Below are 23,868 nucleotides of genomic sequence, written 5' to 3'. Positions count from 1 at the left end.
CCCGGAATCTTTGGGAGCGCTTCGCACTCCAGCGGGAGCAAGCTCCCTCGCCACAGGTTGGTATGACCGTAATAGCGATTTAAACCTGCCCATTGGCCTGCTGCTCCAGATGCACCTGCAACGCAGGATCAATCTTCAACTGCGCCGCCAGCTCATCCAGATAAGTGCGCTCCGCGTCCCGCTGGTCATCCACCAGCAGCACACTGACCAGGTACACCTCCGACGCCACCGCCGGATCGCCGGCAAACTCGGCAAAGTCCGCCGCATTCAGCGGCTTGGCCACCTCGGCATCCAGCCACGCCTGCAATTGCGGATCATCGGTGTGCTTGCCGATCTCGGCCGAGATCATCTGTTGCTCCCGCTCATCAATCTCGCCATCCGCCTTGGCTGCCGCGATCAATGCACGCAGCACGGCGCGGCTGTGTTCTTCGACCTGCGCGCCAGACAACTGGTCAACCGTCTGCAACGCCTGCTGCGGCGCCGACGCCTGTTGCCGCTGCCAGGCCTGATACGCCTGGAACGCCATCATCCCCAACGACGCCAGCGCCGCGTAGTTGGTGCCGCCGGTGCGCCCCTGAGGCGCCGCACGGGTTCCGCCGAGCATGCCGCCCAGGCCACCAAGCAAGCCACCGAGGCCGCCACCGCCGGAAGCCGAAGCAGCGCTGCCGCCCAGCAAACCGCCAAGCAAGCCGCCCAAACCACCGAGCCCGCCCTGAGACCCGGGTGCAGCGCCGCCCTGCTGGCTGGACGAGGCCTGGCCCGCCCGCAACAATTGTTCCAGTAGATCGCCGGTATTCATGGTGTCACCCTCCCAGGGCGCAGAGTTCCAGATCAACAACAATAGCTGCGCTGCGCGAGAACACCATGACCGCCCGGCAGGCTCGCATTATCATGGCGACGCGCCCCCCATCGAGGAACCTCACGTGACCCGTACCGAGCAGATTGCCTTGATGGCGACCTATAACCAGTGGATGAACCGCAAGGTGTATGAAGCGGCCCACGGCCTGAGCGACGAAGACTTGATTGCCGACCGTGGCGCGTTCTTCGGGTCGATCCTTGGCACGCTGAACCACCTCGCCCTGGGTGATCGCGTCTGGCTCAAGCGTTTCGCCGAGCATCCGGCAGGCTTTGCCGCGCTGGTACCGTTAGACGCGTTGGGGTTGCCGCCACGTCTGAATCAACTGGCCTTCGCCGATATCCGTGAACTGTCGGCCCACCGCGCCTGGCTCGACCAGCTCATCATCGACTGGGTGCAGTCGATCAGTGAGTCGGACCTGGATCAGCCCCTGCAGTACCACAACATGGCGGGCACGCCCATGAACAAGAATTTTCATGCCCTGCTCGTGCACTTCTTCAATCACCAGACCCACCACCGGGGCCAGGTGACAACGCTGCTGACCCAGGCCGGGCGCGACGTGGGCGACACCGACCTGCTGGCACTGATGGACTAGTTCAACCGCCGCTGTACTCGGCGTACGCCTGTATCAGCGCGGGGAAATTCTCCCTCTCCGGGAGCTGCGCAAAGCTGTGCTGCGCCGGGGTAGTCGCCCACGGCAGCTTTTCACTGGTCCAGGTTTCTATGAATGGCACATAACCGCTGGCGTCATCCAGCATGGTGGGGCGCAGGTTGATCAGATCTTCCACGCCATTGGGGCGGGAAAACATCCAACTCATGCAGTGGGGGCAGCAGTAGTGGCGGTCTACGCCATGCAACCCGCCGATCACCGGGTTGCCCTGGGTGATGGTGAATCCGTGGCTGGGGATCAGCGCGCTCAGCGAGAACGCGCTGGATGACATCTTCTGGCACCCTGTGCAGTGGCACGCCATGGTGATCAATGGTTTTTCGGTCACGGTAAAACGCACCCGGTCACAACGGCAGCCGCCTTCCTGGGACTCTTGATTGCTCATCTTCCACTCCAGTCACATTGTGTGTGTGACCGGAGGATAAACGAGCGGGTGCGTCGCGAACAGCAGTGCCAGCTTGCATTACCGAACGCATGGAGCAGCGAACTGTCATAAAAGACAGAGCGGTGAACATCAGCCAATGGCTGCCCCGCCCTGCCCGCGCGCATCAGCAGATTACCGATGCGACGCATCCCCCAAGAAGGAGACGCTTACATGGTCATTCACTTCAAGGTCGCCGGGCATCTTGCCTGCGGTCATCACGGCAACAACCTCCCTTCCAGCACCGAGCTGAATCGGGTCAAGTGCCGTACCTGCCGTAACACCGAAGTCTTCAAGGAAGCCCGCCGCACCCAACGCAACGCCGCTCGGCGTGCCGCGCGCAAGTCCAAAATCGCCCATGCCGCCGGTGACTGGCGCAGTGCCTGGACCCAGCGCCTGACCGACCTGCCAGGCCGTCAGCGCCTGCCACGCGGGTTCCACGGCCAGCCATTCGTTTAAGTTACGCAGCCGGGGCACGACGGTAAGCGGCCAACAGCACGCCCATCGTCATCAACAACCCACCCGCCCCACGGTTGAAATGCTGCAAATGTGCGGGCCGCAGGCGACTGAGCAAGCGTGCCCCGCATACCGCGTAGAACATCATGATGCTGACATTGAGCACGCACAGCGCCAGCAACAGGCATGCGTACTGCGGCAGTTGTGCCTGGGTGCTGTCGACGAATTGCGGCAGGAATGCCGACATGAACAACAATGCCTTGGGATTGGAAATCGCCACCAGGAAACTGCGGGTGAAAATACTCGCCGAGCGGGTGCCGCCGTCCTCACCTTCGCCCACCGATGGCAACGCCGCCTGGGGTGATCGCAACATCTGCCAGCCAATCCAGATGAGGTACGCCGAACCGATCCATTTCAGCGCCTGAAACAGCCCTTCGCTGGCCGCGAGCAGCAATCCCAGGCCACACGCCACCGCCGTCACCAGCAACGCGTCCGCCAACACCGCCCCGGCCATGCCCCAGAACGCCGCCCGCAAACCATGGCGCGAACCATTTTGCAGGGCCAACAGAACCGTCGGGCCAGGTATCGCGATAATCGCGGCGCTCATCATGACGAACAGAAATAAGGTTGCCAGGGACATGACAGGTTCCTACGGGCTGATCAGCTGCGAATCATCCCACCATATCCTCTGTGTGGCGAGGGAGCTTGCTCCCGTTGGGCTGCGTAGCGGCCCCAAAATCCTGGGAGCGCTTCGCACTCCAGCGGGAGCAAGCTCCCTCGCCACCGGTCATGTATTACTCCATTGGGTGCCAATAAAAAGCCCCGGATTGACCGAGGCTGTTGAGGGCTCATGCATCATTGGCCACCGGCCTCGACCGTGCCTTGTACCCCGGTAGCGCCGCGGCATACGCCAGCGCCTGCTCACGGGAACCGAAGGATGCCAGGCGATCAGCCTTGGTACAGACGCGCCACGGGCCGCTGTTGACCTGCACGATGTCATAACCGTTGAGATGCAGCTTGTTCAGCATGGGAGTGCTCATAGTCACCTCTCTCTCCAGAGATAATCCAGGTGTTTGCCCGGTCTACCATACACCCGCTGACGACGAGGCAGCCTACCGGACGTCGAGTCAGCGGTAGGCTGGCAACCCCCATCGCGCGAGGTCAAACGCCTCCAGGCTCAGCAGTCTTCCATCCGCATGCAGGAACTTCTCCTGCGGCATCGCCGGGTCCGGGATGGCCACGGCGTACATCCCGGCCGCCTTGGCCGCAGTGATACCGAATGGGGAATCCTCGAACACCAGGCATTCAGCGGGCGTCACTCCCAGTCGCTGGGCGGCCACCAGGAAGATATCCGGCGCCGGCTTGGCAGCGCCTACCTGAGGGTCATCGGCGGTGACGATGGCATCGAACAAGCAGAACCAGTCGCGGTGCAAGGTGGTTTTCAGTTCGAAGTAGTGCCGCGACGAACTGGTACCCACCGCAATCGGCACACCATGGGCCGACAAATGCCGCACCAGCGCCTGGGCCCCGGCCATGGCCGCCGCCTGGGGAAACCGCGCATTCATCAATGGTGTGCGTTCCTGCAAGAACGTCTCGGGGCTCATCGGCAAGCCCACGGCCTGCACGATATAGCTGGCCAGTTCATAAGCCCCCAGGCCGATGGTGTTCTGCTTCATGCTCCAGTCAAACGTGCGGCCGTAGCGGTCGGCAATCAGCTGGGTGACTTCGGTGTAGATGCCTTCGGTGTCGAGCAGCAGGCCGTCCATGTCGAAGATCACGGCCTTGATCGGCGCGGGTAGCGGTGCATTCATCACGGTGTCCTCAGGTGCGCCCGGCGTAATGGTCGATCAAGCGGTTGAGCAAAATCGCCAGCACGATGATCACCCCGGTGATCGCCATCTGGTAGAACGAGCCCAGCCCCAGCAGGTTGAAGATATTGCGCAACACCTGCAGCAGCATCACCGCCACCGCCGTGCCTACCACGCTGCCGCGCCCGCCGAACAGGCTGGTGCCCCCCAGCACCACGGCGGCAATTGCATCCAGTTCCAGGCCCTGGGCAGCGGTCGGTTGGCCGACGTGCAGGCGTGAGGTCATCAACAAGCCGGCGAATGCTGCCAGGCCGCCGCAGATGGCGAACACCGCAATCGTCACCGCCCGCACCGGCACGCCGGACAGCCGCGCAGCCTCCAGGTTGCCGCCGGTGGCCAGCACATACTCGCCAAACACCGTGTAGCGCAGCACCAGCCAGGCGATGACGGTGATCAGGATAAAGATCAGCCCCAGCACCGGAAACGCAATGCCAGCGCTGGGCCAGATGTCGATCATGGCCGAGCCGAACGAGGTGAAGCTGGCCGGCAATCCGCCAATCGGCGCACCGTCGGATGCCAGGAAGGTGGCCCCGCGCAGCGACACCAGCCCGGCCAGGGTGATGATAAAACTCGGCACCTTGCCAAAGACCGTGAGGCTGCCCATCAAGGTGCCGATGGCCAGTCCCACCAGCAACGTGGCCGGCACCGCCAGCCAGCCGCTGACCTGCTGCTGCAGGAGCACCGCCACCAGGATCCCGCCGAAGGCACACAGGCTGCCCACCGACAGGTCGATATTGGCCGTAAGGATAACGAAGGTCATGCCGATGGCGATGATCCCGACAATCGCCCCCTGCTGGAACAGGTTGGCGATGTTGCCGAAGGTCAGGAAGTCGTCCGACAGGAACGTCGCCACCACCACCGCAAACAGGAAAATGAACACGAAGTTGTAGCGCATCACCCACTCCAGCACCGCACTGCGACGGCGACTGGTGAGGGTGACGGGCTTATCGAAAACCGGGCTTGGGTTGCTTGCAATAGTCATGGTTCTACACTCGTTCTACCGATAAGGATGGCCTGGTCGATCTGGTCGCGACTGGCAGTCAAGGGGTCGAAACACAGCGCGTTGCGCCCCTCATGCATCACCCAGATGCGGTCGCAATTGACGTACAACTCGTCCAGCTCGCTGCTGGCGACCAGCACCGCCGCCCCTTCCTGCGCCAGGCTGCGGGCCAGGGCATAGAGGTCGGCCTTGGCGCCGACATCCAGGCCACGACTGGGCTCGTCCAGCAGCAACAGGCGCGCGCCGTCGATCACCCACTTGGCCATGACCACCTTCTGTTGATTGCCGCCGGAGAGCTGGCGTACCGGTTGCTCAAGGTTGTCGAGCTTGGTCTGCAAGCGCTGCAGCACCGGGCCGGCGCGGTCCTTGGCCTGGCGATGGGAAAACCAGTTCAAGTGCCGGGTGTGCACCAGGCAGGCATTGCGGTAGATCGGCGCATCCAGCAGCAGGCCTTCGGTCTTGCGGTTTTCCGGCACCAACCCGACGCCCTGGCGGATCGCCTGGCGCGAGGTTTGCGGCTGATAAGGCTGGCCAAACAGTTCAACATCGCTGTCGTTGCGGCCCACGCCAAACAAGGCTTTGAGCAACGTGCTGCGCCCTGCCCCGTTAAGCCCGGCAAGCCCGACAATTTCGCCCTGACGCACTTCCAGCCCCTGCACGTCCAGGCCCTGCTCGCCTTGCAGCCGGCGAATATTCAGCGCCAGGTTGTCCCGCGGCGCCTGACGCGGGCTGCGTTCCAGCAGGTCGCGGTGCTCGCCGACCACGGCGGCGATCAGCGCCTGGTCGTCGATCTGCGCCAGCTCGTGGGTTTGCAGGGTTCGCCCGGCACGCAGCACCGTGACCCGGTCGCCGATCTCGCGAATTTCATTCAAGCGGTGGCTGACATACAGCACCGCCACACCCGCCGCAGTGATCTCGCGAATCACCTGGAACACCCGCTTGAGTTCGGTCTCGTTCAGCGCCGCCGAAGGCTCATCCATCACCACCAGCCGGGCCTCACAGGTCAGTGCCCGGGCGATGGCCGCCAATTGCTGGTTGGCAATCGACAGGCTGCCCACCCGGTCGGAACTCGAGAAGTTGGCCCCGACCCGCAACAGTGCGGCCTTGGCCAACGCACTGCGCTTGCCCCGGGAAATAATCCCGAAGCGCTGGGGCGCATAGCCGAGCATCAGGTTCTCTTCGACGGTCATCTGCGGGATCAGGTCGAGCTCCTGATAGATCATCGCGATCCCGGCCTGGCGCGCCTGTTGCGGATTCTTCAGTTCCACCCGCCGGCCCGCCACCGACATCTCGCCGCCATCCGGGCGATGGGCGCCGGCGACGATTTTCAACAGGGTACTTTTGCCCGCGCCATTGGCACCCAGCAGGCAATGCACCTCACCGGGCCGAACGTCGAGGGAGGCATCGGTCAGCGCCACCACATTGGGCGGAAAACGCTTGCTGACATGACGGATATCCAGGGCCAACTCACTCATGATCCTGCTCCAGCAAATAGCGGGCGGTGGCCGCGTCGGTGGCCAGCACATTGACATAGCCGGCCTTGACGCTGGCGTGGACGATGCGGTGCTTTTGCGCGCCAACGCACACGGCAATGGACCAGGCCTTGTCGCGCAAGGCGGCCAACGGCAGGCCCAGGGTGCGGGCGTCGAGTTCGGGCATCACCGGTTCACCGTCCATGCCGATAAAGCGGCCCATGATGTCGCCGACGGCGCCCAGGCGTTCCAGCTCTTCGAGCAATGGCCGGTCGATGTAACCCGACTCCATCAACACCGAATGATCAGACAACTCCCCCAGGCTGAAACACGCCACCGGCGCCTGTTGCCCGAGGCGCAATACCTGGGCGATCACCGGGTCCTGCTCCAGCGCCTCGCGGGTATGCGCATGCCCGAGAATCGCCGGCACCGGCAGCAACGTGGCCTGGCCACGGGCAGCCTGGGCGAAGCGCTCGGCGACGTTATGGCTGGACTCGCCCATCGAACGGGTATTGATCGCGCCGTTCAGCAGCACCACGTTGACCCCCTCGTTCCAGCGCGGCACCAGCCACTGGGCCATTTTGGTCAGGGTGCGGCCCCACGACACGCCGATCAGCGCCGGCATCGGCTGCAAGTTGCACAGGTAACGGGCGGCGGCCTGGGTCACCACGTTCAGCGCGGTGTCGGCATCTTCCACATCCAGCACCAATGCTTCACGCAGGCCGAAACGCCGTTGCAAGGCTACTTCCAGCTGCGGCAAGCGCGCCGAGCGGGCGACGATATCGATGCGCACCATCCCGCAATCCCGCGCCTCGCGCAGCAAGCGGCTGACTTGCCAGCGGGTCAGGCCGGTCTCCCGGGAGATATCGCTTTGGGTCTTTTCCAGGTCGTAATACAGCTTGGCCACCTGGACCATCAAGTCATCGCGCTGGGAATCGGCCGACAACCGCGTGGCAAACGTTTCTTCAGGATGGGCGCTCATGCTGCCGGCCTTACGCCGAGCGTGCGGTTCGCCGGTGGCTTGCAACTGATGGGCGCGACGCTGTCGGTGGCGGCGCGGTAGCGGCCCAACAGCTCGATGTATTGCTCGTGGGCGTAAGGGTCGGGCTCGATCAGCCGGCCGATGGTGGTGAAGTCGGTGGCCGCTTCCTGCAAGGTGCCGAACTCACCAAGGGCGCAGGCGGCAGCGGCGGCGGTGCCGATCAGGGTGAGGTTATCGTGGGGCACCATTTCGAACGGCACACCGGTGGCATCCACCGTGGCCTGCAACCACAACGGGTTCTTCTGGAAACCACCGGCGGCGACCACCCGGGTGATCTCGATGCCCTCGGAGCGCCAGGTGTGAAAGATGTTCGCCGAGCCCAGGGCAATCGCTTCCACCGAGGCGCGGTACAGGTCATGCCGGTCATGGTTCAGCGACAGGCCCATGATCGCCCCGCGCATGTCCGGCGAGCGGTACGGTGTGCGGTTGCCCATCCAGTAATCGAGCACCAGCAAGCCGGTGGAGCCAGGCTGCAGTTCTGCGGCCTGGCGGATCAGGCGCTGGTGCCCGGCATCGTCGAGGCCGAACATCTTTTGCGCCAGCCAGTTGAGGATCGAACCGGCGGAGACTTGCCCGCCTTCCATCAACCATTGGCCGTCGAGCAAGGCGCCGGGGTACGGGCCCCAGATGCCCGGTACGTCGATGCGTTGCGGGGTGTGCATCAGTTGCACCACCGAGGTACCGCCGATAAACAACAGCTCGCCGGCGCCAGTGGTGCCGGCACTGAGCATTGCCATGTGGGCGTCGATTCCGCCCTGGGCCACCAGCGTGTCGCGGCTCAGGCCCAGATGATTGGCAGCATCGGCGCTCAATGGGCCGATCCGCCCACCAACCTTGATCACTTCCTGAGGGAGTTTTTGCGCCAGTTCAGGCACGCCCAGTTCAGCGTACAATTCCACCGGAAAACGCTGCTGCAAGGTGTCGTAATTCCACTTGCAACTGGCATTCAATTGGGAGGCGACCCAGCGCCCGGTCAACTGAAAGTTGATCCAGTCCACGGCCTCGCAAATACGCTCGGCGCGCTGGTAAACCTGAGGCTCGTGCTCGGCCAGCCACATGGCCTTGGGCACCAGCCATTCCACCGCGTCACCGCCCTGGTTCATCATCGGGTGGCTGACGTGGGCGGTGCGCGCCGACTCGGCAGCGGCGCGGCAATCCATCCATAACAACGCCGGGGCCAGGGGTTGGCCGTCCGCCTGGGCAACCACCACGGTGGAGGCTGTGGTGGCGACGCACACCGCCGCCACCTGCGGGTGCCCGGCCTGGGCCATCAACTGCCGGCAGGCCTTGCCCAGCGCCGACCACCAGTCCGCCGGCGCCTGCTCGGCCCAACCCAACTGCGGGTATTGCGTGGCATACGGCGCCTCGGCGACGTGTACCAGTTTGTGGCTGTGCAGGTCATACAAACCAGCCCGCACCCCACCTGTTCCGAAATCCAGTCCCAACAACAAGGTCATCGGTAGTTCTCCTGCGTCTTGTAACAACGCTTTTTGTTTTAAGCCCGGCAACGCACAGCGTCGTCGGGCTTGGCGACACACAGCTGACGCGGCTCAGGGACGGAAAATTACCTTGGCCGCGACTTCGCTGCGATCGGCATAGCGCTTGAACATCGCCGGCAATTCATCCAGCGGCAAGTCGTGGGTAATCATGAACTGCCACTGCAATTCTCCGGAAGCCAGCTTGTCGATGGAGGCCGTCCACTCATCGCCCGGGAACGGTGCCGAGAACGAGTTCCAGGCGCCGTGCAGGGAGATTTCCTGGCGCAGGAAGTGCGAGAACGTCGCAGTGCTGAGGGCCACGTCACTGGTGGGAATGCCGATAAACACCACATGCCCGCCAGCCTTGGTCAGTTGCACGGCCTGGTTGATCGAGCTGGGATGGCCTGCCGCTTCAATCACCAGTTGGCAACGGGGCAACTCGGCATCCGCCGCGCCGCTGAGCAGGGTGTGGGTGGCACCGGCTTCGCGGGCCATGGCGAGTTTCTCTTCGGCGATGTCGATGGCGACGATGTCCTTGGCCCCCATGATCCGTAGCCACTGGATCGCAAACAGGCCGATCGGCCCGCAACCTACCACTGCCCCGCTCTGCCCGGCCTTGAAGTCGGCTTTCCAGATCGCATGCAGGGCAATCGCCGCCGGGTCCACCAGGGACGCGGCAATCGGGTCCATGCCTTGGGGCACCTTGATCAGGTTGCTCAGGGGCACATTGACGTACTCGGCATACGCGCCGTCGCGGCGGCTGCCGAAGTAATCGTAGCGCTCCGAGCGGGACGGAAAGCCTCGGGCATATTGGTCGCTGCTGACGTCCGGGATCATCGGCGGCACGGTCACCAGTTCGCCGATGGCATAGCCGTCGACACCGCTGCCGATCTCTTCGATAAAGCCTGCGAATTCATGGCCGCAAATCAGCGGCATCACATGGGCGCCCTTGCTCAGCATGCGCGGGATATCCGAGCCGCACACGCCGCAGGCGGCGACCCGAACCAGCGCGTGGCCGGCCTTGACCGCAGGTTTTGGAACATCTTCGACCCGGATATCGCCCGGTTGGTACATGACGGCAGCTTTCACAGTGAAGTCCTCTGTTGAGTGACGAGTGCGTTCGAACAGGCACCTCCCGCAAGAGGTGCCCGCAAAAATCCATAGCGTGGCGGCGCAGATCCGTCAGAGCGCGCCGGGGCGGTATTCGCCGAAGGTTGAGTCATGCTTGACCTCGGCCACGTTGGCCTTGGTCACCACCTGGGTGCCGGCGTCGACAAAGTTCGGCACCGACTTGCCGGCCGCCAGGGCCCGCGCCGCCTCGATGGCGACCTCGCCCAGGTAGCGTGGGTCGTTGAGGGCGGTGGCCACGTACTGATCGCCGCTCTGGATGGCATTCAAGGCCTCGGACAAGCCGTCGATCCCGGCCACGAGGACGTCTTTCTTGCCGCTTTCGGTGAGCACTTGCAGCGCGCCCATGGCCATGTCGTCGTTATGCGCGATCACCGCCTTGAGGTCCGGGTGCGCTTGCAGCAAATCCTGCATTGCCGTGACTGCGTTGGCGCGCATGTACTCGCTGTAGGGGCCGTCGATGATCTTGAAGTCGGAGCCGGCCAAAGCGGTGTGGAAGCCCTTGCGGCGTTCTTTCATTACCGTACCGCCGGCGTCGCCCTGGATCTCGATGATCTTGCCCTTGGTCACACCGCGCTGCTTGAGCGCTGCAAGCAGCGCCTTGCCGGACAGCTCGCCCATCTCGGCATTGTTACGGCCAATGGTGGTGGCGACCGGGGCATTGATTGCGCGGTCGACGGCAATCACCGGCACCTTGGCGCGTTTGGCGGCGTCGAGGGCCGCGCCCACGGCGTCGGGGTTCACGGCGTTGATGATGAGGATGTCGACCTTACGGGTCAGCAGGTCCTGGATATCGTTGTTCTGCTTGCTGATATCGCCGTTGGCGTCGAGGAAGATCAGCTCGTCGCCGCCCTTGGCCGCTGCAGCCTTGGCGCCGTCGCGCAGTTGTACGTAGAAAGGAGATTGCAGGGTGACCTGGCTGAAACCGATCTTCAGATCCTTGGCCTGGGCGTTCAGCGCCAGCGCCGAGGCCGCGACAGCCAGTGCAAGGGCCAGCACATGAACAGGTTTACGGGCTATCTGGAGCATGGTGATTCCTATTTTTATTGTTGTCAGGATTCGGGCACGGCCTTCAGGGAGGCCGTGCTCACAAATGTGAACCGCGATCACATTTGAAAAACTATGCCTTGCTCCCGAGAGTGTCAAGGCCAATTTGTTAAATTCCGAACAAATGAAATAAAAATCACAATAATGTTTGAGTCAGATCAGCAGGATCGCCCCGCTGTCCCTGATCACCTGCTGCTGTGCCGCCTCGAGCCCGGGGTCGCTGATCACCCGCTGGAAGTCCGACAGCTCGGCAAAGTGTGCCGCACGTACTTCGTCGAACTTGCTGTGGTCGGCCACCAGCACGCAGGTCTGCGCCCGCGCCATGACCCGGCGCTTGACCTCCACTTCGTTGAGGTTGTAGCAGGTCACACCGTGGGCGGCGCTGACGCCGGCCGCGGAAATGAACGCCCACGCCACACGGATGCCATCCAGGATGCCCGCCTCGGCATGGCTCTCGAAGACCATGTTGCGCCGATGAAAGGTGCCACCGCAGAGGATGATGGTGCATTGGGGCTTTTGCTGGAGCTTGAGCAATACGTTGAGGGAATTGCACAGCGCGGTGAACTCCAGGTCATCCGGCAACGCCTCGATAATGAACGGCGTGGTGGTACCGCAATCGATAAACACCGTGTCGCCGGGGCGCACCAGGCTGGCGGCCAACACGCCGATCTGACGCTTCTCGGCGACGTGGCGCTGGTCCTGTTCGGCGACTTGGTAATCGGGCTCCGGCGGCCCGTTGCGGGTTACGTGCCCGCCCAACAGGCGCAGGCCCTGGGGGCTGTCTGCCAGGTCGCGGCGCAGGGTCATTTCCGATACGCCCAGCAATGCGGCCATGTCACGCAAGTGAATCGCCGACTCGCCCTGCAAGGCCTTGTGCATGGCCCGAAATCTTTCGCTTTTCTTTGAATCCACTGCGTTCCAACCCTCGTTGAATGCGAGCCCTTGATCAGGGCAGTCACAAATTCCATTTACAATGTTATTTATTTCACATTTAATGCATCCAACTTAACACAAACCGCCTTTTCCCAGCACCTCATCCTTACAGGACACTTGCCATGCCGACTGATCCGTTGCCGCTCGCGGCCTATATCGACCACACCCTGCTGGCCGCCGATGCTTCCCAGGCGAGCATTCGCCAACTGTGCGCCGAGGCCCGCGAGCATGGTTTCAAGTCCGTGTGCGTCAACAGCGCCAACGTGCCGCTGGCCGCCGACTGCCTGCGCGACGCCGCGCCATTGGTCTGTGCCGTCGTCGGCTTCCCCCTGGGTGCGGGCTTGAGTGCGGCCAAGGCTTATGAGGCAAAGCTTGCGATCGAGGCCGGTGCAGGCGAGATCGACATGGTGCTGAACATCGGCTGGCTGAAGGATGGCCTGCTGGACCAGGTACGCGACGATATTGCCCAGGTGCTGGCGGCCTGCGGCGCGGTGCCGCTGAAAGTCATCCTCGAGACCGGGTTGCTGGATGACCAGCAGAAAACCCATGCCTGCAGCCTGTGCCGCGAGCTGAACGTGGCGTTCGTCAAGACCTCCACCGGTTTCGGCCATGGCGGCGCGACATTGGCGGATGTGCGCCTGATGCGCGGCGTAGTGGGGGCGCAGATAGGCGTGAAGGCGTCGGGCGGCGTGCGCGACCTGGCGACGGCCCAGGCGATGATCGAAGCCGGTGCTACGCGCCTGGGCAGCAGCTCCGGGATCGCCATCGTCAGCGGCGCAAAGGCGGCCGCGGGCGCCTACTGAGTTGAGTGCAGCGCTGGCGCCCTTTCACAACCCTTTCACAGTCGGGCGCCTATGGTCATCTCAGCTCCTGGTGAAAACCTTTAAGCCCGCGCTCCCCATCGCGGGCTTTTCTTTGCCCGGAATTTATCCGCAGGTCAGCTACAGCCGGCGTGGCGGTGAGCCGGCGCAGGCCACGCCCTCCAGGCAGAATACAAACGGGGCTACCACTTGAATTTCGCCTTTGAGCAGCATTGAGGGTGGAGGCGCAGGCACTGGCGACGCCGCCGGAACGAATCTCTCCACGGCGCTGACGAACAGATCCGAACCTGTATGGCTGATGACTTTGTGGCGTATCAGGTTGCCTTTGGCGTCGACCACGAATTCAACCCTGACCAGGCCGCTCAATCCTTGCAGGCGAGCTTCTTCGGGGTACGACTTGAAGTGATTGAGGTGAGTGAGCAACTGGTATTCCCATAAGCGTTGTTCTGCCAGTTGTTCCCGGGTGGGGCCGCTCGTGCAGGCACAAAGCAGTAAGACAAGTGCGATCCAGCTGTATTTCATAAACGCAGTTCCGTTGACGTTTGGTGTGCAAGGTGAGGCTAATCAAGGCTCGGTGCGTCAGCGTGTTATCCAGGTCGAACAGAATGGCCCGTGGGTACACGAATGCTTCTTGTGGAAACCAAATCTGCCTCTCAGGCGGTGGTACTGACGATGGAACCGGTACCGCTTCCACCGTCGGAAGTCAGTGCCTGCAACAACGCCGAAGACGCAGACTGCAATGCAGCTGCCGTTGCGGCAATCTGCGCCTGGGCGGCAGCCACGGCGGCCGCTTTGGCGTCTGCGCTTTGATTGCTGGCCTGGGCCTTTTGCATGTTTTGCTGCTGCTCTTGAAGCTGCTTTTGCAACTCCGCAATCTGCTTTTTCAGCGCCTTGACGGTGTCGGACTCCTGCGACGTGGATGCCGCCTGGCCGCCACCTGCAGCGGGCGCACTTTTGGCACCCGTGTCCGGGTTGAGACTCAAGGTTCCAGAGTCTTCGGTCTTGGAGCTATCGCTGACGCTGGCCGGACTTGGGTTGGCGGGTACTGAAGCGAGACTGCTGACGTTCGTGATCATGTCAAATATCCAATTCCGGTATCGATGTTAATTGATCGGCGCTTAAGCTGATTACTTTAACCCGTTATCGACCCTACCGAACCTGGCGACAACAGCGGACCAATTCAGCGGCAAGGTCTCGAAAAGACGTTGACCAGGCTTCCATCCGGATCACGCAGCAATACCGAAGTGTTGCCCCATGGCATGACCGTCACCGGCATCACCACGTCAGCCCGACCGATACGCAGCAGGACGGCCTCCACATCGTCCACTTGAAACTCCAGGATCGCCGAACGGTTGCTGGCGGCGACTGCCAGTCCATCGTTGTGAAGGCGGACCAGGCGCTCATCGGCTATGGCCAGGACGACGCCGTCGAGGTGAATTTCAGCGAACCCGTCAGCCAGGTGCCTTGGCTCGACAGTCGAGAGGTTGTGATAGAACTGAACGAGCCGTTCAAAGTGGTTGGTAACGAGACGAACAGACGAGAATTTCATCATTTGACCTGACAGGAGTGAGAGAACTCACCTTAATTCAAGCCCGCGTCAGTTCCTGACAGTAGCGTTGTTATCGGCGTTCCAAACGACAGCCTGTGCCACCACCACGTACTCGCCATTGAAGGTTGCCGCTGGCGAGCCGTAAAGCTGGTAACCCAGCGCAAGCGCTTCAGAGACCCGGTGACAGAAGGAGGCATCGTCCTTGCCTGTCAGGATCCGATAGGTAGGTAGGCCTTCAGGAGGGGAATTCTGCATGGGAGCACCTGCTGGAACAGTTAAGGAAAGCCACTTGGCGATCGGGTGACGCCGGCTTGTGCCCGATGATATCAGTCAATGATCACGTCGCGACCCTCGGCCTTCAAGCGCGCGAGATTGTCCTTCATCTGCTGCAACCGTTCAGGCGGATGCCCGTGCCATTTCGTGACCTCCGCCACGACGCGCAAAGGGTCAGTGGAGCGATAGGAAAGCGTGGGATTGCCGGGAAACTTCTTATCCGTCACGTTGGGGTCATCCATGATCGCCCCCGTTGGCTCCACAACATAAATCCGTTCCCGCCCACTGCCGAGCGCCAGCTCAGCCCCCCAGATGGCGGCATCCAGCGTGCCCGCAAAGTAAACCCAGGACAGTGCTTTACCTTCTGTAAAGTTGGACGGGTAGCCGACGCGGATCAGATCGCCGGGCTCCAGGTCGGCCCGGGTGCCGTGAAAGAACTGACGGATGAACATGCCAGCGGTATTTGACATGAGCTCGTTGCTCCGTGGATGAATGTTATGTTTGGATGCGAATGCCCCCATCGGCTGGGTTCCTCTATACCACCGCACCTCAGGAAACCGTTGTGACGAATCTGACCATACGACGCGCCAGTATCGACGACTTGCCTTTCATTGTTTTGCTGCTGGCAAATGACTCCCTGGGGGCTGTTCGAGAAGATAGCAGTCTTCCGCTTCAGAGTTCCTACACACGAGCGTTTGAGGCCATCGACGCAGACCCGAACCAGTTTCTTGCCGTCGCTGTGGCTGATGAAGAGGTGGTCGGTACTCTCCAACTTTCTTTCATTCCGAATATTTCTCATCGGGGCGCATGGCGAGCTCAAATCGAAGCCGTCCGCGTGCACGAGCGAATGCGTGGGAGCGGATTGGGCCGGCAATTCTTCGAATGGTCGTTTGAGCAAGCACGTCAGCGCCACTGCCAACTGATCCAGCTTACCTGTGATCGTACGCGGCCAGATGCTCATAGGTTTTATGAGTCCCTGGGGTTCTTGCCAACCCACACAGGCTTCAAGATGAAGCTGTGACCATTTGAGGCGAGCTGGCCCGGCGTTTGATTGCCGGGCCAGAGGGCGGAGTCAAAGCAATACAGTAGCAAGCATGCCCAAGGCGCCGAGGACAAACCCGATGAGTGCGCCACGCCCTGGTGCTTCATGGAACAGCGCCCAGACCACCACGGGCTCAAGCAGCAACAGGGAGGTGACTGAGACCACGGTGACGACCCAGATATCACCGACCGCCACGTACCCCAGCCAATACGCACCCAACAGGCAAAGCCCGGCAAAACACATCAGCACAACGGGAAGGACGAACGCCTCCCATGAACCATGCCCTGTCTGGGCAAGCCTGGCGGTTACCACCTCGCTGTAGATTGCACAAAACTCCCCCACCACCATCAACCCTAGAGCAGAAACTCCGAGTAGTTCTTTGGACATATCAAAAACTCCTTCGTATTCAACGCAATATTTTTCAGCTCCCAGCGAGCAATGCCGCTGCCAAGGAGCGTGTTGCAGTGATACGAAGCAGCCTTGAACAGGCCTGAATTACCGAAGTGCTTTTCCATGCTCATGTCCTTCAAAGGGTGAGTCTCAGCGCCCGGAAAAGGGCGCTCGCTGCGATCATACGTTCCGACAGCCCGCCTGAACAACCTGCCCCCTCTCGGTCTGCCGCGAAGTGCTTCTGCAGGATCAGTGAGCGTTGAACCAGTCGGGGGCACAACCGGAAAATGACACCAATGGTCGTTTCAAAAACAGGTTCCGGTCGTAATGTCAGTGAGCAAAAGCAGGCTTGCTGTAGTCGAAAAGAGGCTTTGCGACTAAACCGGTATAGGGGACATCGCCAAATGAGCAAGGGTAGGCCCCCTACCCCCACGGTGGCCGAACACCCGGCGCACCCGGCACATTGAAGGACCGACGCCATGCAGAACCTCAAGATCGCGACATTCAATGTCAACGGCATAAAGACGCGACTGCCCAACCTTCTGCAGTGGCTGGAAAAGGAGCGCCCGGACATCGTCTGCCTGCAGGAACTGAAGGCGCAAGACAACGCGTTCCCCGCTGGAGAACTTGAGGCGGCGGGCTATGGCTCATTGCACCATGGCCAGGCATCCTGGAACGGAGTGGCAATTCTCGCGCGGGATTCCGAACCTCTTTTGATCCATAAGGGCCTGCCGGGAGCCAAGGACGACTCGCAGTCTCGATACCTGGAAGCGGCTGTCCATGGCGTGATTGTCGGATGCCTGTACCTGCCCAACGGAAACCCGCAACCTGGGCCAAAATTTGATTACAAGCTCGCGTGGTTCGAACACCTGATCTCCCACGCTGCAACACTGCAGGCCAGCGAACATCCAGTGGTCCTCGCGGGTGACTACAACGTGGTGCCCACCGACCTGGACATCTACAACACCCGCTCATGGCTCAAGGATGCCCTCCTCCAGCCAGAAAGCCGTGAGTGCTTTCAAAGGCTGCTTTCCCAGGGCTGGATCGACTCGCTGAGGCACCTGTACCCGGAAGAGCGGGTGTACACGTTTTGGGATTATTTCCGTCAGCATTGGCAGAAGAATTCCGGGCTGCGCATCGACCATCTGCTGCTCAACCCGGTACTCGCCCCGTACCTGAAAAACGTCGGCGTAGATGCATGGGTACGGGGTGAAGAGCATGCCAGTGATCATGCGCCGACGTGGATCGAGATCTCATCACGGCAAACCCGGTCAAGAAAGAAGCCAAAACGCAGTTGATTCACAAGCCACGACGCTGACTACCGGCACGCGTGCCGGTACCCGACTCACCCATCCCAAGGTGTGATCCGGGCTTACTGATGGGCCACGAATTTCGCGAGCATCAGCCAGCGACTTATGGCCGCAACGAGTTCGGTCTTGCACTCCACCGGCAGCCAATGCCCGCCAGGCAGGCTCGTCACTGTGAGGTCTGCGCAGGCCGCGCGCATTGGATCGCCCAACTGATTGCCGTTGATGGTATTCATCGGGTCGTAATCACCGTTCACAAACAGGACGGGCATGGACAGGCGGCCGCCATTGGGTGCGCGATGGGCGTATTCGATGTTGGCATCGTCGTTCAGATACCACGCGCAGGGCGTGCGGAAACCATGCTCCTCGAACGTGCGCACCAGTGCCGCGAAGTCCGTCTCGGGCCAGAGCGCCGAGTCTGGTGGGGTCGGGGGAGCCCGGTGCGCTTCGCCAAACCGCCCGCCTTTGCGGGTCACTTCGGCATTGGAGGCGACCCTGGCGATGCTTGCAGGGTCGCCTCTTCGATAAATCGACGCCAGCGATGCTGCTTTGTCCGCGTCAAGATCAGCCACGGCGGACGCAAAATGCGTGTTGTAGTAGCGGTAATAGTCCCATTGGCCGTCTGGATACTGGTCGACCGGGTAAATCCCTCGGTCAACCAGCGGTATGAGCGTCGCCAGCGCGTTCGTGGAAGGAAAGTACGGAACCGAAACCAGCACAACGCCGCGGCTGCGCCAAGGTTCATGGGCGACCAGTTCACCGGCCACGACGCTGCCCCAATCGTGGCCCACCCAGATGGCGGGCGTTCCACCGAGATGGTCATGCAGCTCTGTCATGTCTGCCACGATGTTTTCAATCGTGTACGCATTGATCGCGGCCGGCGCCGAAGAGCCGCCATAGCCGCGCATATCGGGTGCGACGCAGTGCCAGCCTTGGGCAGCGAACGCTTCCATCTGTGCACGCCAGATCAAACCGAGTTCGGGCCAACCATGCAGGAACATCATCAATGCCCCATCGGCAGGTCCCGACTCCAGATAATGCGTTGTGTGACGGGGCGTACTGAAGACGCGCGAAGTCAGCTTGAAAGTGGACATAGGATCTCCTCATGTCATACCGGCGCGATGTTTCACTGTAGGTCACCTCGAGTGCGTGAGCACCACTGCCCGCGTATTTTCAGGTCGCGCTTATCCTGGGATCGGGACCAAAAGAACTGAAGCAACCACACGTCAATCAACGTTGTAGAAAATTTGAATTAGCCAGTTGCCCGGCCGGTCAAGAATTATGAACGCAGTAAATCTGACGAGGTAACAGCAATGACTATCCAGGCAGAGACACTCGTACAACTGACCGAAGCCCTGCAAGAGCGAGGCATGCATCTGGTTTCAGATGTTCACTTCACCCGCGCGCCCTATCGGCAGAATCACCTCTGGGTCTGCACCGTAGCGTAACGATCCCTTATGATGCTTGCCTGCCAGAAGGTCGCCAACCGCGACAGATGGATCAATGCGAACACTCTTATGGATAAGCCCGATGCGGATCAACGTTCTGACAATTTCCCTGGCCACCTTGATGATGACCGGGTGTGCCAACCATGGCTCCAAGCCTTCGACGCACGCGCTGGCGACTCAAGATAACGTAGTTGGCATCTGGGCCATGGTTCCTCTGCGCAACGGAATTGCCAACGTGGTCGAATACAGCGCAGATGCCAAGGCCACCTTGCATCCATTCAACTGCGCTGAACCCGGGAAGCACCAGGAAAAGGAAGTGAGCGACTTCAAGGTGTCCGACGATGGAAAGGTCATCCATCTCAAATCACCTTCAGACAACTTCGACCTGAAGGTCCTGGCATTCGACCCGCAGACCATGACGCTGAGCATGGATGTTTCGGATACGAGCCTGACCTTCAACTACGTAAAAGTCAGTAACGTCGCACCGCTGTGTGCCCTTTATCCAAACGCCGCCGCTGAAGCTGCGCGCAAAACCCCTTTCAAGGCCAGTGACTTTGCAGCGGATCCCGGGATACCTGCCCACTCCGGTATGGAGCGATATATTGGCAAGTGGGCAGATGACAAAGGCGAGCTGGAGGTGGAAGTCGTCATGGGTCCCAACGGCAGCGCCTACCTCTACATGGCCTCCAGCAAAAACTGGCACTTTCTGTACAACGAGGTGCATTGGGTAGGCGACGAACTGCATTTTGAAAGCTATGCCTATTCAGACCTTCCCTCTATTTACAGCCACCCTTTCCATAAATCCAAGACCCACAGCATTCTTCAGCCGAGCGGCGACGGAGGATTACGTTATTCGATCTTTATCGATAAGCGCCGGTACGAATTTCTATTGAGCCGGGCGAAGAACTGAGGTTGAGGTAGCGCAGTACTGTTGCGATGACCGGGCGGTGCATTTGCAACAGAGAAAATCAGCGGCGATTCAGTGCGCATGAGGTCAACTTCAGGCCTTGGTGCTCGGTCTACCTTGGCAACGCGTTGGAGCTGGCGGTGCAATCACACTGCTTTAAGAAGCTGTAATTAGCGCCTTGGCCTACTGCCGCAAACGAGCTGCTTTGGTAAAATCCACGGCATGACTTCCTCGCCCAATCTCGATCAAATGGCCCCCGACCAACTGCGTGCATTCGCTGCGCAGTTGCTGTCGCAAATGGAGACCATGGGTCAGACGAGCAAGACGGTCGAAACGATGGGCAGGAAGATTAACCGCGATCAAATGGTAATCGAGAAGCTGACCCACGAGATCGCACAACTCAAGCGCTTGAAGTTTGCCAAGCGCACCCACTGCCCATGCGGCTGCGTACTCGCGCGCATCGGTGAAGACGTCAGCGAAAAGCTGGACTACACGCCGGGCGTTTTTACCGTTGAACGCCATGTGCGTGGCAAGTGGGTGTGCGATGACTGCGAAACGCTGATCCAGGCCCCGGTACCGGCGCAGGTCATCGACAAGGGCATCCCAACTGCCGGATTACTGGCCCACGTCATGATCGCGAAGTTCGCTGACCATCTTCCGCTTTACCGCCAGGAATCGATTTTTGGTCGTGCTGGCTTGGCGATTCCACGCGCCACATTGGCTCAATGGGTTGGCGTTACTGGCGTGCAGTTGCAGCCGCTGGTCGATGCCCTGCGTGACGTAGTGATCGGGCAGCAGGTTGTGCACGCGGATGAAACACCCGTGCAGATGCTCGCTCCGGGCTCGAAGAAAACCCACCGTTCTTATGTTTGGGCTTACGCCACCAGCCAGTTCTGCGAACCAGCCGCTGTCGTCTACGACTTCAACCCCAGCCGCGCCGGTGAGCATGCTCGCAACTTCCTGCAGGGCTGGAAAGGCAAGATGCTTACTTGAAAGACGTTTTGATGCGTCTGCCGACGCAGCGGGCGAGTGAAATTACCGAGTTGCTGCCTCATAAGTGGGCATCTATTTAGCCTGGGTGGCTGGATTAGCTTGAGGCATCACAATAATGCTCTACTGACCGGCATTATTTATTCGCTTCAGGATTCTGTGATGCCATCACCTGCCCATACTCCGATTATCGTAGCAACGCGGAATACTTATGTAGAACGCATCCACTGGGGATCACTCGCCGTGGTGGATGCCATAGGCACATCAGTTGTGCATGTCGGCGCCCCTGACACCTACGTATTTTCGCGCTCGACATTAAAGCCTTTTCAGGCGGTACCACTGGTAAGGGATGGGGGACACCATCACTTTGGATTCTCTGCGGCAGAGCTAGCCATTACCTGTGGCAGTCACTCGGGCGAAGATTATCACGTGATAGCAGTCTCCCGGCTGCTTGAAAAAATTTCCAAGTCAGAAGCTGACCTGCGTTGCGGATGCCATCTGCCGATTCAGTACGGTGAACATAACCTACCACCGCTTGGGAGCACATTCGATCAGAGGCATAACAACTGCTCAGGTAAACATGCGGGATTTCTAGGCTACTGTTCTTTACATGGACATAACCAAAATTACCTTGATCCGGATCACCCTCTCCAAGTGGATATCCGTCAAGGCATTGCGATGCTGGCAGACCTCCCGTCAAACCAGCTTTGGTCTGGAATAGACGGTTGCAGTGCTCCAAACTACGGCATGCCATTGTCGCGCCTTGCGTTGCTCTGGGCGCGTCTTGCCACCGGCGAGTCGGGCATTGATAGTGATCACGATAATGCATTGTCTTCGATTGCTTCCGCGATGGCTTCCCACCCCGAGATGGTGTCAGGTACGGGTCGTTGTGATCAGGCCATAGCGCTCGCATCTAATGGCGATTGCATTGCTAAGGTCGGCGCAGATGGGGTCTACACAATTGGGATTCGTAGTCGCGGCCTGGGTATAGCTATCAAAATTGCAGACGGAAGCCTAGGGCCGCTTTACACGACCGCTGTCAGCGTACTACTACAGCTGGGCTTGATTCGCGAACATGAGCTTCTAAAGCCATGGGTTGATCCAGCTGTGAGGAGCATTGCGGGTGAGTGCGTAGGTCAATTGCAGACAAGATTGCAGCTAGCCAAGCTCTGAGATCCGGCCACTCGATTCCCGATCACCCAAGCTGCTACACGGTATGTTCGTTACAAAGCCGTAAGGTGGATTCGCCAAACGCTTACGACGTGGGTGCGGTGTAAAGGTGTGTTCGCCATCCGCTTACCTAGATATCGCCCGCCGTCGGGCTAGATCGCCTCAACCTTTCTACATTGAGAAATCTCGGGCAATGCCTGATCTGCAGACACTTTATTGAGCTGCCACTGCAGGTCAACAGCGACGGCATTGAATCGTTTTGCCTGCACTCTCGTGCTATTGGATGTGAGGCTAACGTAGGAGGCATCTGAGCGTTTAACATCGACGACAGTGGTCGTGGTACCGCCCTCAAGATCGGAATTGCCCAAGATTCCGGCCTTCCATTTCTGGGTGATCGTGTGCTCACCTGGCGCAACAGGCACGGCTACATAACCGCCGTTCTCTAGAGATGCTATCTGCTTTCCGTCCAAAGAAATCAAGGCGGTCATTAGGCCCATATCGTAATTACTGGGCCGGTAGACATAGAGAACACCATATTGAGAATCCACGTTTTCAAGTGGCGCGAATTTTGGCCCTGTCATCGTGCAGGAGCTGAGGAGCCCCAACCAGAGAAATGCTGAAATCTTCCATGCTCGTGTCATAACCGCTCCATTCTGATTAAGCCCTTGATGATCAACACTGCCGTTCCCTCAATCACTCATGCTATTCGGCCTTTATCCATTCGATTATAAAGAAACGATCCAGGCAAACCTGGCACAGAACCAGCCAGATTAAGAGGCAAATAAGTAACGTTACTTGAGCGAACCGATACAAGCCTATGACGGCTTCCTCGGGCGCAGATTCGGGTATGCCGTCTGCGTGGTGGTCAATGCGAAAGTATCTACGGGGGCTATGACAGACAAGTGCTATGAATGTTCCTGCCTCGCGGCGAAAACTAGCGACAAACTACCAATCCTGCGCGAAACAACACCATGGCTAGAATGAAGTGTGAGAGGTTGGGCCTAAGGGTATAGCGCTCTCCTCTCAGAGGCCTTATCTAAGACCAAGAAGCCCGACTATGTGCGGGCTTTTTTTGAGATCGTATTTACTGCGGAGCGCTAGGCATTGGTAGCAGCGAGGCTTGAGGTAATGCAACAGCAGAAAGGTTTCCTGTCGCGTCTTCTGGCAATGTGTACATGGCGCCTGTCAGCGGATCTACGATCAGCATACCGATCAAACCGCCAATCAGCAGGTTCCCCCAATACCAGCCGCTCACTGTAGATTTCAGGGGAACTGTCGTCTCGGTGTAACCGTCCTTTTGGAAGGTGACTGTATAGCTTTGGCTTTGAAAGTAGCCTCGGCTCGTCTCCAAAAGTGCCGTTCCGGGCGTAACCCCCTTCAGTAGCACGCTGCCCTTGCTGTCTTTGATTACATAGTTGGCATTTGTAGGCAGGCTGTACAGCCCAACCTTTGGCTTGCTATCGCTCACGATACTCGCGCAGCCGCCCAGGAACGTCATTGCTGCAAGTAGTGTGGCGCCCGCCACCTTCCCCATCTTCATACCATCACTCCGTTGCGCCTTCATTGGCATAGCTGATGCTCAGCCGGGCGCGATTGTATCGGA

30 protein-coding genes and 1 pseudogene are annotated in these 23,868 nt (G+C 60.1%); 9 read left to right on the top strand and 22 right to left on the bottom strand.

Features of this window, described 5'->3' with window-relative positions:
• Positions 1-79: 79 nt before the first annotated feature.
• Positions 80-799 (bottom strand): tellurite resistance TerB family protein, encoded by a 720-nt coding sequence (locus tag ACW9I6_RS03560; RefSeq protein ID WP_457338902.1) that lies wholly within the window; start codon positions 797-799, stop codon positions 80-82.
• Positions 800-923: 124 nt separating this feature from the next.
• Between ACW9I6_RS03560 and ACW9I6_RS03555 the strand changes: the two genes are divergently transcribed.
• The gene (locus ACW9I6_RS03555) at positions 924-1,451 is read left to right on the top strand and encodes a DinB family protein (RefSeq protein WP_134326561.1); all 528 of its coding nucleotides are present in this window, start codon (positions 924-926) and stop codon (positions 1,449-1,451) included.
• Position 1,452: 1 nt separating this feature from the next.
• Here the strand turns inward: ACW9I6_RS03555 and ACW9I6_RS03550 are convergent, their stop codons facing one another.
• Positions 1,453-1,908, bottom strand: a complete 456-nt coding sequence (locus tag ACW9I6_RS03550) for a GFA family protein (RefSeq protein WP_003207766.1) — start codon at positions 1,906-1,908, stop codon at positions 1,453-1,455.
• A gap of 210 nt (positions 1,909-2,118) precedes the next feature.
• On the opposite strand from ACW9I6_RS03550, the gene ACW9I6_RS03545 reads away from it, so the two are divergent.
• Positions 2,119-2,403: a hypothetical protein gene (locus ACW9I6_RS03545; RefSeq protein ID WP_177020084.1), complete on the top strand. Its 285-nt coding sequence runs from the start codon at positions 2,119-2,121 to the stop codon at positions 2,401-2,403.
• A 1-nt stretch (position 2,404) separates the two neighbouring features.
• Here ACW9I6_RS03545 and ACW9I6_RS03540 read toward each other — a convergent pair whose 3' ends face one another.
• From ACW9I6_RS03540 to deoR, 10 genes are all read right to left on the bottom strand, one after another.
• The gene (locus ACW9I6_RS03540) at positions 2,405-3,040 is read right to left on the bottom strand and encodes a LysE family translocator (protein WP_087693918.1); all 636 of its coding nucleotides are present in this window, start codon (positions 3,038-3,040) and stop codon (positions 2,405-2,407) included.
• Positions 3,041-3,248: 208 nt separating this feature from the next.
• Entirely contained in the window at positions 3,249-3,440 is a 192-nt protein-coding gene (locus ACW9I6_RS03535) for a hypothetical protein (RefSeq protein ID WP_023658809.1), read from the bottom strand.
• Between the two features lie 87 nt (positions 3,441-3,527).
• A complete protein-coding gene (locus ACW9I6_RS03530; RefSeq protein WP_008435051.1) occupies positions 3,528-4,211 on the bottom strand; it encodes an HAD-IA family hydrolase in 684 nt (227 codons plus the stop codon).
• A gap of 10 nt (positions 4,212-4,221) precedes the next feature.
• Positions 4,222-5,250 carry an ABC transporter permease gene (locus tag ACW9I6_RS03525; RefSeq protein ID WP_003207754.1) on the bottom strand — a complete coding sequence of 343 codons (1,029 nt, stop codon included), beginning with the start codon at positions 5,248-5,250 and terminating at the stop codon, positions 4,222-4,224.
• Positions 5,247-6,743 carry a sugar ABC transporter ATP-binding protein gene (locus ACW9I6_RS03520; RefSeq protein ID WP_003207752.1) on the bottom strand — a complete coding sequence of 499 codons (1,497 nt, stop codon included), beginning with the start codon at positions 6,741-6,743 and terminating at the stop codon, positions 5,247-5,249. The genes ACW9I6_RS03525 and ACW9I6_RS03520 overlap by 4 nt, the downstream gene beginning before the upstream one ends.
• Entirely contained in the window at positions 6,736-7,722 is a 987-nt protein-coding gene (locus tag ACW9I6_RS03515; RefSeq protein WP_457338901.1) for a sugar-binding transcriptional regulator, read from the bottom strand. Before ACW9I6_RS03515 ends, ACW9I6_RS03520 begins: the two co-directional genes overlap by 8 nt.
• Positions 7,719-9,239, bottom strand: coding sequence for an FGGY-family carbohydrate kinase (locus ACW9I6_RS03510; RefSeq protein WP_087693921.1), 1,521 nt, complete (start codon positions 9,237-9,239; stop codon positions 7,719-7,721). The genes ACW9I6_RS03515 and ACW9I6_RS03510 overlap by 4 nt, the downstream gene beginning before the upstream one ends.
• 93 nt (positions 9,240-9,332) lie before the next feature.
• Complete coding sequence (locus tag ACW9I6_RS03505; RefSeq protein ID WP_256579610.1) at positions 9,333-10,349, bottom strand: galactitol-1-phosphate 5-dehydrogenase; 1,017 nt, start codon at positions 10,347-10,349, stop codon at positions 9,333-9,335.
• Between the two features lie 93 nt (positions 10,350-10,442).
• Positions 10,443-11,417, bottom strand: a complete 975-nt coding sequence (locus tag ACW9I6_RS03500; RefSeq protein WP_177049025.1) for a substrate-binding domain-containing protein — start codon at positions 11,415-11,417, stop codon at positions 10,443-10,445.
• 171 nt (positions 11,418-11,588) lie between these two features.
• Complete coding sequence (gene deoR / locus ACW9I6_RS03495; protein WP_457338900.1) at positions 11,589-12,347, bottom strand: DNA-binding transcriptional repressor DeoR; 759 nt, start codon at positions 12,345-12,347, stop codon at positions 11,589-11,591.
• 143 nt (positions 12,348-12,490) lie between these two features.
• Here deoR and deoC point away from each other — a divergent pair, with 143 nt between their 5' ends.
• Positions 12,491-13,171, top strand: coding sequence for a deoxyribose-phosphate aldolase (deoC, locus tag ACW9I6_RS03490; RefSeq protein WP_177067380.1), 681 nt, complete (start codon positions 12,491-12,493; stop codon positions 13,169-13,171).
• 138 nt (positions 13,172-13,309) lie between these two features.
• Here deoC and ACW9I6_RS03485 read toward each other — a convergent pair whose 3' ends face one another.
• The 5 genes from ACW9I6_RS03485 to arr all read right to left on the bottom strand — a co-directional run bounded on the left by ACW9I6_RS03485 (position 13,310) and on the right by arr (position 15,481).
• On the bottom strand, positions 13,310-13,711 hold the full coding sequence (locus ACW9I6_RS03485) for a TonB family protein (RefSeq protein WP_177070363.1): 402 nt from the start codon (positions 13,709-13,711) through the stop codon (positions 13,310-13,312).
• A gap of 131 nt (positions 13,712-13,842) precedes the next feature.
• On the bottom strand, positions 13,843-14,265 hold the full coding sequence (locus ACW9I6_RS03480; protein ID WP_003207738.1) for a hypothetical protein: 423 nt from the start codon (positions 14,263-14,265) through the stop codon (positions 13,843-13,845).
• Positions 14,266-14,369: 104 nt separating this feature from the next.
• Positions 14,370-14,738, bottom strand: a complete 369-nt coding sequence (locus ACW9I6_RS03475) for a VOC family protein (protein ID WP_008435061.1) — start codon at positions 14,736-14,738, stop codon at positions 14,370-14,372.
• Between the two features lie 48 nt (positions 14,739-14,786).
• Positions 14,787-14,993: a DUF1737 domain-containing protein gene (locus ACW9I6_RS03470; protein WP_003207731.1), complete on the bottom strand. Its 207-nt coding sequence runs from the start codon at positions 14,991-14,993 to the stop codon at positions 14,787-14,789.
• 71 nt (positions 14,994-15,064) lie between these two features.
• Positions 15,065-15,481 carry an NAD(+)--rifampin ADP-ribosyltransferase gene (arr, locus tag ACW9I6_RS03465; protein ID WP_023658807.1) on the bottom strand — a complete coding sequence of 139 codons (417 nt, stop codon included), beginning with the start codon at positions 15,479-15,481 and terminating at the stop codon, positions 15,065-15,067.
• Between the two features lie 92 nt (positions 15,482-15,573).
• On the opposite strand from arr, the gene ACW9I6_RS03460 reads away from it, so the two are divergent.
• Positions 15,574-16,032 (top strand): GNAT family N-acetyltransferase, encoded by a 459-nt coding sequence (locus ACW9I6_RS03460; protein ID WP_003207728.1) that lies wholly within the window; start codon positions 15,574-15,576, stop codon positions 16,030-16,032.
• 51 nt (positions 16,033-16,083) lie between these two features.
• On the opposite strand, the gene ACW9I6_RS03455 is transcribed toward ACW9I6_RS03460, so the two are convergent.
• Positions 16,084-16,401: a hypothetical protein gene (locus ACW9I6_RS03455; RefSeq protein WP_032899360.1), complete on the bottom strand. Its 318-nt coding sequence runs from the start codon at positions 16,399-16,401 to the stop codon at positions 16,084-16,086.
• 5 nt (positions 16,402-16,406) lie between these two features.
• Positions 16,407-16,568, bottom strand: coding sequence for a hypothetical protein (locus ACW9I6_RS03450; RefSeq protein WP_166742167.1), 162 nt, complete (start codon positions 16,566-16,568; stop codon positions 16,407-16,409).
• A gap of 354 nt (positions 16,569-16,922) precedes the next feature.
• Between ACW9I6_RS03450 and xth the strand changes: the two genes are divergently transcribed.
• The gene (gene xth, locus ACW9I6_RS03445) at positions 16,923-17,741 is read left to right on the top strand and encodes an exodeoxyribonuclease III (RefSeq protein ID WP_102368989.1); all 819 of its coding nucleotides are present in this window, start codon (positions 16,923-16,925) and stop codon (positions 17,739-17,741) included.
• Positions 17,742-17,815: 74 nt separating this feature from the next.
• Here the strand turns inward: xth and ACW9I6_RS03440 are convergent, their stop codons facing one another.
• Positions 17,816-18,844: an alpha/beta fold hydrolase gene (locus ACW9I6_RS03440; RefSeq protein ID WP_457338899.1), complete on the bottom strand. Its 1,029-nt coding sequence runs from the start codon at positions 18,842-18,844 to the stop codon at positions 17,816-17,818.
• Positions 18,845-19,063: 219 nt separating this feature from the next.
• Here ACW9I6_RS03440 and ACW9I6_RS03435 point away from each other — a divergent pair, with 219 nt between their 5' ends.
• From ACW9I6_RS03435 to ACW9I6_RS03420, 4 genes and pseudogenes are all read left to right on the top strand, one after another.
• Entirely contained in the window at positions 19,064-19,198 is a 135-nt protein-coding gene (locus ACW9I6_RS03435) for a hypothetical protein (protein WP_023658805.1), read from the top strand.
• 82 nt (positions 19,199-19,280) lie between these two features.
• Positions 19,281-20,108, top strand: a complete 828-nt coding sequence (locus ACW9I6_RS03430; RefSeq protein ID WP_457338898.1) for a hypothetical protein — start codon at positions 19,281-19,283, stop codon at positions 20,106-20,108.
• Positions 20,109-20,327: 219 nt separating this feature from the next.
• Positions 20,328-21,092 (top strand): annotated as a pseudogene (gene tnpC / locus ACW9I6_RS03425) (IS66 family transposase); the annotation flags it as partial.
• Positions 21,093-21,197: 105 nt separating this feature from the next.
• Positions 21,198-22,268, top strand: a complete 1,071-nt coding sequence (locus ACW9I6_RS03420; protein WP_457338897.1) for an asparaginase — start codon at positions 21,198-21,200, stop codon at positions 22,266-22,268.
• A gap of 149 nt (positions 22,269-22,417) precedes the next feature.
• On the opposite strand, the gene ACW9I6_RS03415 is transcribed toward ACW9I6_RS03420, so the two are convergent.
• Both ACW9I6_RS03415 and ACW9I6_RS03410 read right to left on the bottom strand, forming a co-directional pair.
• Positions 22,418-22,906: a DUF2846 domain-containing protein gene (locus ACW9I6_RS03415; RefSeq protein ID WP_102606495.1), complete on the bottom strand. Its 489-nt coding sequence runs from the start codon at positions 22,904-22,906 to the stop codon at positions 22,418-22,420.
• A 443-nt stretch (positions 22,907-23,349) separates the two neighbouring features.
• Positions 23,350-23,805, bottom strand: a complete 456-nt coding sequence (locus ACW9I6_RS03410; protein ID WP_003207714.1) for a hypothetical protein — start codon at positions 23,803-23,805, stop codon at positions 23,350-23,352.
• Positions 23,806-23,868 lie beyond the last annotated feature (63 nt).

The organism is Pseudomonas sp. SDO5522_S412 (genome assembly GCF_054071215.1).
The sequence above is the reverse complement of the archived record's forward strand: the minus strand, read 5'-3'. Positions and strand labels throughout refer to the sequence as shown.